The 10,349-nt window shown below is 75.5% G+C and carries 12 protein-coding genes; 4 read left to right on the top strand and 8 right to left on the bottom strand.

Annotation, left to right across the window (positions count from 1 at the left end; all coding sequences use genetic code 11):
* The 7 genes from ACXJKA_RS19735 to ACXJKA_RS19705 form a co-directional block, all read right to left on the bottom strand.
* The coding region (locus ACXJKA_RS19735; protein ID WP_456826896.1) for a hypothetical protein at positions 1 to 494 on the bottom strand (494 nt) is incomplete at its 3' end.
* Positions 491 to 736, bottom strand: coding sequence for a hypothetical protein (locus ACXJKA_RS19730; protein ID WP_456826895.1), 246 nt, complete (start codon positions 734 to 736; stop codon positions 491 to 493). The genes ACXJKA_RS19735 and ACXJKA_RS19730, both read right to left, overlap by 4 nt.
* Before the next feature lie 98 nt (positions 737 to 834).
* Positions 835 to 1,365 carry a hypothetical protein gene (locus tag ACXJKA_RS19725; RefSeq protein ID WP_456826894.1) on the bottom strand — a complete coding sequence of 177 codons (531 nt, stop codon included), beginning with the start codon at positions 1,363 to 1,365 and terminating at the stop codon, positions 835 to 837.
* A complete protein-coding gene (locus ACXJKA_RS19720) occupies positions 1,362 to 2,633 on the bottom strand; it encodes a DUF58 domain-containing protein (RefSeq protein WP_456826893.1) in 1,272 nt (423 codons plus the stop codon). Before ACXJKA_RS19720 ends, ACXJKA_RS19725 begins: the two co-directional genes overlap by 4 nt.
* Positions 2,630 to 3,610: an AAA family ATPase gene (locus ACXJKA_RS19715; RefSeq protein ID WP_456826892.1), complete on the bottom strand. Its 981-nt coding sequence runs from the start codon at positions 3,608 to 3,610 to the stop codon at positions 2,630 to 2,632. Before ACXJKA_RS19715 ends, ACXJKA_RS19720 begins: the two co-directional genes overlap by 4 nt.
* The gene (locus ACXJKA_RS19710; RefSeq protein ID WP_456826891.1) at positions 3,607 to 4,101 is read right to left on the bottom strand and encodes a hypothetical protein; all 495 of its coding nucleotides are present in this window, start codon (positions 4,099 to 4,101) and stop codon (positions 3,607 to 3,609) included. Before ACXJKA_RS19710 ends, ACXJKA_RS19715 begins: the two co-directional genes overlap by 4 nt.
* Positions 4,098 to 4,817, bottom strand: a complete 720-nt coding sequence (locus tag ACXJKA_RS19705; protein ID WP_456826890.1) for a DUF4129 domain-containing protein — start codon at positions 4,815 to 4,817, stop codon at positions 4,098 to 4,100. Before ACXJKA_RS19705 ends, ACXJKA_RS19710 begins: the two co-directional genes overlap by 4 nt.
* Before the next feature lie 110 nt (positions 4,818 to 4,927).
* Here ACXJKA_RS19705 and purB point away from each other — a divergent pair, with 110 nt between their 5' ends.
* On the top strand, positions 4,928 to 6,349 hold the full coding sequence (gene purB / locus ACXJKA_RS19700) for an adenylosuccinate lyase (RefSeq protein WP_456826889.1): 1,422 nt from the start codon (positions 4,928 to 4,930) through the stop codon (positions 6,347 to 6,349).
* A 272-nt stretch (positions 6,350 to 6,621) separates the two neighbouring features.
* Positions 6,622 to 7,476, top strand: coding sequence for a hypothetical protein (locus tag ACXJKA_RS19695; protein WP_456826897.1), 855 nt, complete (start codon positions 6,622 to 6,624; stop codon positions 7,474 to 7,476).
* Between the two features lie 133 nt (positions 7,477 to 7,609).
* Here ACXJKA_RS19695 and ACXJKA_RS19690 read toward each other — a convergent pair whose 3' ends face one another.
* Positions 7,610 to 8,869: a glutamyl-tRNA reductase gene (locus ACXJKA_RS19690; RefSeq protein ID WP_456826888.1), complete on the bottom strand. Its 1,260-nt coding sequence runs from the start codon at positions 8,867 to 8,869 to the stop codon at positions 7,610 to 7,612.
* Positions 8,870 to 8,914: 45 nt separating this feature from the next.
* Between ACXJKA_RS19690 and hemE the strand changes: the two genes are divergently transcribed.
* Together hemE and ACXJKA_RS19680 are read left to right on the top strand one after the other, a co-directional pair.
* A complete protein-coding gene (gene hemE, locus ACXJKA_RS19685) occupies positions 8,915 to 9,979 on the top strand; it encodes a uroporphyrinogen decarboxylase (protein ID WP_456826887.1) in 1,065 nt (354 codons plus the stop codon).
* On the top strand, positions 9,979 to 10,349 hold a 371-nt coding region (locus ACXJKA_RS19680), incomplete at its 3' end, for an FAD-dependent oxidoreductase (RefSeq protein WP_456826886.1). The genes hemE and ACXJKA_RS19680, both read left to right, overlap by 1 nt.

The following is a 10,349-nucleotide window of genomic DNA, read 5'->3' as shown; positions in this document are numbered from 1 at the left end:
GCCCGGACCAGCGCGGGGAGCACCGGGTCCGGCCGCCCGAGCACAAGCGACCGGCCCACGCTGCCGGCCACGACGCTGCCGACGCCCACCGCCGTGAGCACGGCGGCGCCCACGCCGAGCACCGCCGCGACCAGCGGCGTCTCCCCCCACCGCCCCGCGGACGTGACCACCACCCCGCGCAGCACCCGGTGCGCGGCCGACTCCGCCCCCGCGTACAGCTCGATCACCCGGCGCAGGGCGGTCACGAGCCTCCGCAGCAGGTCGGCGGCGCGCCACGCCGACGCCCGCCCGTCCCGCACCACCGCCAGTGCGTGCCGCGCCTCGACGGCCGCCGGGCTCAGCCCGTCGCACGCCTGGGCCGCGCGCGTGAGAGACCAAGCCGCGGCGTCGAGGCTGTCCGCGGCCGCGGCCAGGCGGCGCGACACGAACGCGAGCTCTTCCAGGTCGACAACCGTGGGCCCGGGACCGCCGGCGACGCGGAACCCGTCGCTCACCTGCCTCCCGTCCCGAGGACGGGACGGGCCTCCGCGTCGGCCGCCGCGACGGGGCGCAGCGCCGCCTCGATCCCCGCCCTGACCTCTCGGACGCGCGCCTCGGCCTCGTCGACCGCGGCACGGAACCGGTCCGCCGCACCCGACTGCCACGGCACCTGGGCGGCCCCGCGCAGCAGCCGGTGCGCGGCGGTCACCTCGTCCAGAGCCCGCAGCACCTCGGGGGTCCCTCGCCCGATCTCCATGGCGAGGACGCTACGGAGAGCGGGGAACCTCGGACGGCGTCGTCCCCGAGTCCGTGGGCCGAGCGAGCTCGTTCGGGGGCTGTGGGCGGCTCGACCACCTACGCAGACGGCCGCGGCAGCAGYGCGGCCGCGACGGCGATCGCCGCCACCAGCGCCAGCCCGCGCCAGACGTCGCCCTCGCCGAGCGACGTGCCGGCCAGCAGCAACGCCGCCACCGTGAGCACCTGCGCGCCGACCTGCACCCTCGCGACGTCCCGCAGCCCGCGCGAGAGCACGGCACCCTCCACGCGCGTCCGCCACGACGTCCGCGCGGCGACGGCCGCGGTCCAGAGGGTCAGGTGCACCAGGAGCACCAGGAGCATGACGGCGACGAGGGCGGGCGGGTCGCCCACGACCAGCCGCGTGGCCGCGACGAGGACGACCAGCGCGGCGAGGCCGAGCCCGGGCAGCACCACGGTGGCGCCGACGAGCACGACGAACACGGCGACGAGCGCCGCGGGCGGCACGGGTCCGGTGCCGACGAACGCGGCCACGAGGGTCACGGCGCACAGGACCGCGAGCGCCGCCCGGATCGTCCAGGCGGGCACCGGGCGGACCAGGTCGAGCGTGACCTCGGGCGCGGCCGTCATCGCGATGCCCCCGCCCGCCGCTGTGCCCGCCGCGCCAGGGACGCGAGGGCGATGGTCGGCGCCTCCCGCCAGGTCACCAGCTCGACGTCGAGGTCGGCCAGGTCGGCCAGCCGGTCCTCGCGGGCGATCCGGATCAGCCGCATCGCGAGCTTCTCGCGGTCACCGAGCTGCCGCTCGCGGAGCGTGGGCAGCACGTCGACCGCGACGACCCGGTGGCCCGCGCGCCGCCAGACCGAGGCCACCTGCGCGGCCTCGTCGTCGAGGAACGTCGAGAAGAGGACGACCAGAGCGCCCGACGGCACCTGCGGCGCACGCAGCCGACGCATCGGGTCGCCCTCCGGCCGGGTGAGCGCGAGCGCGTGCCGGATGCGATCCAGCTGCCGCCGGCCGCCGCCGGGGGGCAGGGCCCGCCGGACGGCTCCGAGGTCGTCGAGCCCCACCCGGTCGCCGAGCCCGAGGTACCCCTGGGCGACGGAGGCCGCGGCCTGCCGGGCGAGGTCGAGCGAAGTCGGGTCCTCGGCGCGGGGCGGGGTCGAGCCGCGCCACGTCTTCGGGTCGGGCCCGACGTCGTCCCGGGAGTCCACCACGAGGACCACGACGGCCTCCGCGAGGGCGTGCTCGCGCCGGACGTAGAGCTCGTGCAGGTCGGGGGCGCGCCGCGCGGTCACCCGCCAGTCGATCCGGCGCAGGCGGTCGCCGGGGGCGAACGGGTGGACGTCCCGCAGGCCGCCGCCCTCGCCGGGTCGGCGCGACTCGTGCGCGCCGGTGAGCCCGCGCAGGCGCGGCGGCAGCGGCAGGTCCCCGAGCGGGCGCGGCGCGGGCAGCACGAGGGCGGTGCGCGACACGGCCGGGGTCGGCTCGGACACGCTGGCGGCGCCGGGGCCGACGCCCTGCACGTCGACGAACGCGACCTCCTGCGGTCCCGTGCGCACGGTGTGGACGACGAGCGGGAGCGTCCGGGCGCCGTCGACGAGCACCCAGGCCTCGGCGAGCTCGCGCACTCCCCGGCGGACGCCCACCAGCGCGGTCCCCGGCGACGTGACGACGGCCTCCGCCCGCAGGGTCCCCGCGTCGGCCGGCGCCGACGACGTCACCAGGCGCACGGTGGGGTCGACCGCGGGCCGACGCCGCCAGTCCCACACGCCCGCGACCAGCGGCGCGGCGCCGAGCACGGCGACGTCGGGCCGTCCGAGCAGGGCGCCGACGACCAGGAGCACGACGCCGACGACGACCCCGGCGGCCGTCGCCCGCGCGCGCACCCAGGTCATGGGCGTCGCGCCGTCGTCGGGCCCGCCACCCGCTTCAGCACGTCCGTGACGACGCCCTGCGGCGCGGTGCCCGTCGCCCACGCCTGCGGGGTGAGCGACAACCGGTGCGCGAGCGCGGGGACCGCGACGGCCTTGACGTCCTCCGGGGTGACGAAGTCCCGGCCGGAGAGCACGGCCATCGAGCGCGCGACGAGCACGAGCGCCTGCGACCCGCGGGGCGACGCCCCGACCTCGACCGCGTCGTGCGCCCGGGTGGCCGCGGCGAGGTCCACGCAGTACCGCAGGATGTCACCCTCGACCGTGACGCCCTCGACGCCGGCCTGCATCGCGCGCAGCGTGGCGGCGTCGACGATCGTCCGCACCGTCCCCACCTCCTGCCGGCGCGCCAACCGCCGCGAGAGCACGTCGACCTCGCCGTCGCGGTCCGGGTACCCGACGGCGATGCGGACCATGAACCGGTCCAGCTGCGCCTCCGGCAGCGGGTAGGTGCCCTCGTACTCCACGGGGTTGGACGTGGCGACCACGTGGAACGGGTCCGGCAGCGGGTACGTCGTGCCGTCCACCGTGACCTGGCGCTCGGCCATCGCCTCGAGCAGCGCCGACTGCGTCTTCGGGGCGGTCCGGTTGATCTCGTCGGCCAGCAGCAGACCCGCGAACACCGGCCCCGGCCGGAACGCGAACGACGCGGTCGCCGGGTCGAAGACGCTCGACCCGGTGATGTCGGACGGCAGGAGGTCCGGCGTGCACTGCACCCGGCGGAACGCCAGCCCGAGCGCCGTCGCCAGGCTGCGTGCCGCGAGCGTCTTGCCCAGGCCGGGCACGTCCTCGAACAGCACGTGCCCTCCGCCGAGCACCGCGGCGAGGGCGATCTTCAGGGGTTCCTTCATGCCGACGACGAGGGTCGAGACCTCGTCGAGCACCGCGCTCCCGCGGTCCGCGACCTGCGCGACGGTCAAGGCGGTGGGCTGCTCGGTCATGGCTGGGGGCTCCCGGGGTCGGTGTCGTCGTCAGCAGGCGTATCGCGCCTCGGTCCGAGGCGGTCGAGCACGTCGAGGGTGTGTCGGACGTCGGCCACCGTCGGAAGCGGCGACGTCGTGCGGGTCAGGGTGCGCAACGCACGCGTGCCCAGCAGCTGCTCGGCCCCGGGGTCGCCCAGCGCCAGCCCGTGCCGGGCGAGCCGGCGACCGGCGACCTCGCGCAGCCGGCGCAGCACGCGCTCGCCGATCCGGCCGTCGCGCCCGACCATCGCCCAGGCCAGGTCTTGCACCTCGCCCCGGGCTCCGTGCCGGCGGGCGGAGCGCTCGCGGTCCCAGCCCGGGTCCGGGGTCCCGTCCAGCCGCGTGAACAGCAGCACGCCGGCGGCGACGACCAGCCCGAGCAGCACGGACGTCCGGACGCTCAGCCCGGCGGCCCAGGCGGCGGCGGCGCCGACGAGGAAGCCCACGACCGGACGCCACTCCCGCCTCACGACTCCTCCGCCGGTCGGCCCAGGTCGTCCGCGATCGCCGCGAGGCTGGACCGCGCGGTCGCGACGTCGGCGGCCGTGAGCACGTGCTCCGAGTACCGCGCAGCGAGGTAGAGCTCGAGCAGCGCGCGGGTGGCGTCGGGTTCGGCGCGCGTAGCGTCGAGGACCTCGACCGTGAACTCCGTCGCGGTCTGCGCCCGGTCCCGCACCAGCCCACTGCGCTCCGCCGACGCCTCCAGCGCGACCCACGCCGCGATCACGGCGTCACCCGGTGGCACCTCGTCCTCCAGCACCTGCGCGGCGCGCCGGACCCCCTCGCGCAGGGCCGGGGTCGCGCTGTCGAGCACCTCGCCGCTCAGCTCGACGTCGGGGGTCGCCACGTCGAGCTCGTACGGCGCCCGCCGCTCGCGCATCGCCCGGATCCGCCGGACCAGGACGGCCACCGCGATGACGAGCAGCACGCCGAGCACCGCGATGACCAGCAGGTAGATCCACCGCTGCGCCACCATGGGCATCCGCACCTCGTCGAGCGCGGTCTCCTCCGGGATCGGCGTGCTGGTGATGACCGGCGGCGCGAACGACGGGATCTCGAACGCCGCACCGCCGTTGCTCCGCTGCCAGAGCCGGAACGGCCCCGCGAGCGCCGCGCCCAGCACGGCCACGGCCACGAACGCGCCGACCAGCAGCACCGCACCCGGCCTGCGCCCCTGCGTCGCCACCTGGCTCCTCGTCGTCGTGACCGACGACCACCGTCGGTGCCGACAGGCTACTGATCCCGGCCCGACGAGACGCCTGCACGCGACCGTGCGGCCCCTGGGATGATGCGGGCATGTCCTCCCGTGTCAGCCTTGCCGATGTCACGCCCCCCATCGCCCTCGGGCCCCTCGACGGTCGCTACCGCGCGGCGGTCGCGCCGCTGGTCGACCACCTGAGCGAGGCGGCCCTCAACCGCGAGCGCGTGCACGTCGAGGTCGAGTGGCTGATCCACCTGACGACGAACGCGGTCGTCCCGGGCGCCCCGCGCCTGACGGACGAGGACATCGCGTACCTGCGCGCGGTCGTGGACACCTTCGGTCCCGACGAGGTCGCCGAGCTGGCGGCGATCGAGAAGATCACCGTGCACGACGTCAAGGCCGTCGAGTACTTCCTCAAGAGCCGGCTGAGCGTCGCGCCCGAGGGCTCCGCGCTGCACCAGGTGGGCGAGCTGGTCCACTTCGCGTGCACCAGCGAGGACATCAACAACCTCTCGTACGCGCTCATGGTCCGGGGCGCCGTGCAGGACGTCTGGGCGCCCGCAGCGACGGCGCTGGTCGACCAGGTCGCCGCGCTCGCGCACGAGCTGAAGGACCAGCCGATGCTGGCCCTCACGCACGGGCAGCCGGCCACGCCGACGACGCTCGGCAAGGAGCTCGCGGTCCTGGCGCACCGGCTCCGTCGGCAGCTCCGACGGATCGCGTCCGACGAGTACCTGGGCAAGCTCAACGGCGCGACCGGCACCTACGGCGCGCACGTCGTCGCGGTGCCGGGCGCGGACTGGCCCGCGGTCAGCAAGGCGTTCGTCGAGCACCTGGGCCTGACCTGGAACCCGCTCACCACGCAGATCGAGTCGCACGACTGGCAGGCCGAGCTCTACGCCGACGTCGCCCGGTTCAACCGCGTGCTGCACAACCTGGCCACCGACGTGTGGACCTACATCTCGCGCGGCGTCTTCATCCAGATCCCGGTGGCCGGCGCGACGGGCAGCTCGACCATGCCGCACAAGGTCAACCCGATCCGGTTCGAGAACGCCGAGGCCAACCTCGAGCTCTCGTCGGCCCTGCTGGACACGCTGGCGTCGACGCTGGTGACCAGCCGCCTGCAGCGCGACCTCACCGACTCGACCACGCAGCGCAACATCGGTCCCGCGTTCGGTCACTCGTTGCTCGCCATCGACAACGTGGCCCGCGGGCTGCGCGCGCTGTCCGTCGACACGGTGCTGCTGGCGCGCGAGCTCGACGAGAACTGGGAGGTGCTGGGCGAGCCCGTCCAGTCGGCCATGCGCGCCGCCTCCGTCGCCGGCGTGACCGGCATGGAGAACCCGTACGAGCGGCTCAAGGAGCTGACCCGGGGTCGCCGGCTGACGGCCGCCGACATGCGGGAGTTCATCGGTGGCCTCGGGCTTCCCGACGACGTCGCGGCGCGCCTCGCGGCCCTCACGCCGGCGTCCTACACGGGGCTCGCGGACGACCTCGTCGCGTACCTGGAGTCCTGAGCAGCGCGGATACACCCGCACGCCGGAAGGCGCGACCCCGCGCTGCTCCGAACGGGTGAATGAACGGCGTTCGCACCCCAGCTTCTGCCGACTGTCGGGCAGAAGGGCAAGCCCTTCGAAGGAACCGCTCTCAGGCGCCCTGACCTGCGACTTCACACTGCCCGGTGGCGACTCCTGGACAGGTGCCCTATAGGCCCTGCACAATCGTGCACCGAGCCGCCTGAATCCTCCGGTTCACCCGATTCCTGGCAAGGATGCCCATCGTGACGCTTATGCAGAAGGCGATCACGCCAGCGCTCACCCGCGCTCACCTCACCGCGGGCCATGACCGCCTGGCGGGATACGTGGTGCGGGCCGAGGACGTCGCCTTCGCGACGACTCCGGCACAGCTGTTCGAGGTGCACGGACTGGGGTACGAGGGCTCGCCGTTCAGCCCGTACGAACGCTCGATCGACGTGCTCCGCTTCGAGTCGTCGCCGCAGCTGCAGTACCGCGACGTCCCTGGGTACATCCTCCCGCTGTGGTGGCTCCGCCACTCCCGCATCCCCCCGGGCGCCGAGCTCGTCCGCATCTACGACAACGGCACCTCGACGCTGCTGGCCCGCTACGGCGACGTCGGCGCCGGCTGGACGGTCACGCAGCTGGGCGCCCCCCGCCCGTCGCTCGCGTCGCTGTCGCGGTGCGTCGGACCGGTCGCCAAGTGGCACGGCGCCTACCTCGAGGCGGACGTGGTCGACGGCGGCAACACCGTCGTCCTCGCCCTGGCCAACCCGCCGCTCGCGGAGACCGGCTTCCACCAGTCGCCGTCCGGCCGCTGGTACCGGCGCGTCGTCCGCGAGGACGTCACCGAGCTGTTCGAGCTGGACCTCACGGCCCGCTGGAACGGCCTGCACGTCCGCGTGGTCGACCAGTGGCAGGACGCGCAGCGCTACGTGGTAGCCCGCATCTCGCACCTCGGCGACGACATCGAGCGCGCCGAGCGCCTGCACCTCAACCGGGTCGAGGCCGGCGTCTACGAGGGCATCGTCTACGCCGCCGAGCTGACCGATATCCAGACCAACCAAGTGGTCCCCCACACCTGGGCCCCCGGGCCTGCCGCTACCCAGCAGCAGGTGGTGCGCTCCTGAGCGCAGCTCCCGAGGGTTCCCGATCCAGGGTCACGCCAACGGCGGCGTGATCCTCACGGGACGCGTGCCGGGCCTGGCCCTCCCCCCCGTCCAGGCCCGGCACGCTCTTGTCGTCCGCAGCCCGACCTCCCCGTCAGTGCGCGTCGGTCACCAGCGCGGGCACGGGGATCGAGGCCAGCTCCGCCAGCGCCGCCGCGTACGTCGTCACGTCGCCCGCGCGGGCCGCCTCGCGGGCGCGGACCGTCGGGGCGTGCAGCGCGGCGCGGGTACGGCGGCGCAGGGCTCGCTCGGCGCGCTCGTCGCGGTCGGTCAGTGCGCTGAGGCCGGCCTCCAGGCCGCCCAGCACGCGGGTGCGCTCGGCGACGACCGCGGGGTTCCAGTCGCGCACCCGGCGGTCCGCCTCGTAGGCCTCGGCGGCGGCCGTGACGACGTCGTGGGCGGCCTGCACGGCGGCGTGCTCCGCGGGGGCGTGCTCGGCGACGGTGTGCAGGCTGACCAGGCGGACGCCAGGCAGGGAGCGCACGCCGGGGTCCACGTCGTGCCGCAGGGCGAGGTCCACCACGGTGAGCGAGGTGGACGACGACGCGCGGGCGGCGGCGAGGGCGTCGACCCCCAGCACCGCGCCGGCGGCGCCGCTGCAGGCGACCACCAGGTCGACGTCCGACACCTCGGCGGCGAGGTCGGCCGACGCCGGCAGGGACCGGACCCCGCGGGCCGCGGCGAACGCCCCGGCACGGCCGGAGGCGGAGTAGACGCGGATGTCGCCCGCGCCGCGAGCCTTGAGCGCCGCGAGCGAGGCACCCGCGTAGGAGCCCGTGCCGATGAGCACGCACCGGACGGACGGCCAGTCGGGCAGGTCCCGCTCGGCGATGTCGAGCGCGACGCCGACGACCGAGCGGCCGGTGGCGCCCAGGCCCGTGCGGCTCTCGACCAGGCGCGAGACGCGGGAGGCCGCCTGGAACAGCGACTCGAGGCCGGACGTCGTCGTGCGGTCGCGGCGGGCGGTGGTCAGCGCGCGGCGGACCTGCCCGGCGATCTCGCGCTCGCCGACGACCATCGAGTCGAGGCCGCTCGCCACCGCGAAGAGGTGCTCGGCGGCGCCGGTGCCGGTGCGGACGCGCAGGTGGGTGTCGACCTGGGCCGCGGTGTAGCCCGACCGGCCCGCGACGGCCTCGGCGGCCGCGGCACGGGCGGAGGGTGCGTGCTCGGCGTCGTCGACCTCGAGGTACAGCTCGAACCGGTTGCACGTCGCCAGGACGACGGCACCGGACACGAACCTGTGCACCGTCGAGCCCACGAGCTCGGACGCGACGGCCTGCACGTCCGACGAGAGACGTTCGAGCACATCGAGGTCGAGGTCGTGGTGACTGGCGGCGAGGGACAGCAGCACCACGTCCCGAGTTAATCATCTCGACAATTGTCCGGCACAATCGAGCACGTGAACCTTCCTTCCACGCACCCCCTCTCCGACGGCCGCACGAAGAATTCTTCGCTGGTGCGCGCCTATTCCGGCGAGCGACCCGAGCGTCGGCCGGTGTGGTTCATGCGGCAGGCCGGTCGGTCGCTGCCGGAGTACCGCGCGGCGCGTGCGGGCACCGCGATGCTCGACGCGTGCCTGGACCCCGCGCTCGCCAGCGAGATCACCCTCCAGCCGGTGCGCCGGCACGACGTCGACGCGGCGATCTTCTTCTCGGACATCGTGGTGCCCCTCAAGCTCGCGGGCGTCGACGTGGAGATCAAGCCCGGCGTCGGCCCCGTCATGGGCTCCGCGGTCCGGACCGCCGACGACGTCGCCCGGCTGCGCGACCTCGGCCCGCTGACGCCCGAGGCGCTGCGGCCCGTCTCCGACGGCGTGGCGCTCACCGTCGACGCGCTGGGTCGGACGCCGCTCATCGGCTTCGCCGGCGCCCCCTTCACGCTCGCCGCGTACCTGGTCGAGGGCGGCCCGTCGCGCGACCACCTGGCCGCCCGCACCCTGATGCACGCCGACCCGGCGACGTGGGCGGCGCTGACGCAGTGGGCGGCGGACATCACCGGCGCGTTCCTGCGAGCCCAGGTGCAGGCCGGTGCGAGCGCGACGCAGCTCTTCGACTCCTGGGCGGGCTCGCTGGGCCTGGCCGACTACACCGCGCACGTCGCCCCGGCGTCGGCGCGCGCGCTCAGCCACGTCGCCGACCTCGATGTGCGCAAGGTGCACTTCGGCACCGGCACCAGCGAGCTGCTGGGCGCCATGCGCGACGTCGGCGCGGACGTCATCGGCGTCGACTACCGGCTGCCGCTCGACGAGGCGAACCGGCGGCTCGGCGGCACCACGCCGCTGCAGGGCAACATCGACCCGGCCCTGCTCGCCGCCCCGTGGCCCGTGCTGGAGGCGCACGTCCGCGACGTCGTCGCGCGTGGTTCGGTGGCCCCCGGGCACGTGGTGAACCTGGGCCACGGCGTGCCGCCCGAGACCGACCCGACCGTGCTGACGCGCGTGGCCGAGCTGGTGCACCAGATCTGATGCCCGCCTGGGACGCGCTCGTCGTCGGCGGCGGGGTCGCGGGCCTTGTCGCCGCGCGCGAGCTCGCCCACGCGGGGCTGCGGACGCTGGTGCTCGAGGGGCGCGACGTCGCCGGAGGCGCGGTCGCGGGGCACACCGTCGCGGGCCTGCGGCTGGACGCGGGCGCGGAGTCGTTCGCCACCCGCGGCGGCACGGTCGCCGCGCTGCTCGACGAGCTCGGGCTCACCGACCGCGTCCGGACGCCGGAGCCGCGCGGCTCGTGGGTCCACCTCCCGCACGGCGACGGGCCCCTGCCGCGCACCGGGCTGCTCGGCATCCCCGCGCACCCCTGGGCCGCCGACGTGCGCCGCACGCTGGGCCTGGTCGGCGC

Source organism: Cellulomonas sp. P5_E12, from assembly GCF_054049315.1.
The sequence above is the reverse complement of the archived record's forward strand: the minus strand, read 5'-3'. Positions and strand labels throughout refer to the sequence as shown.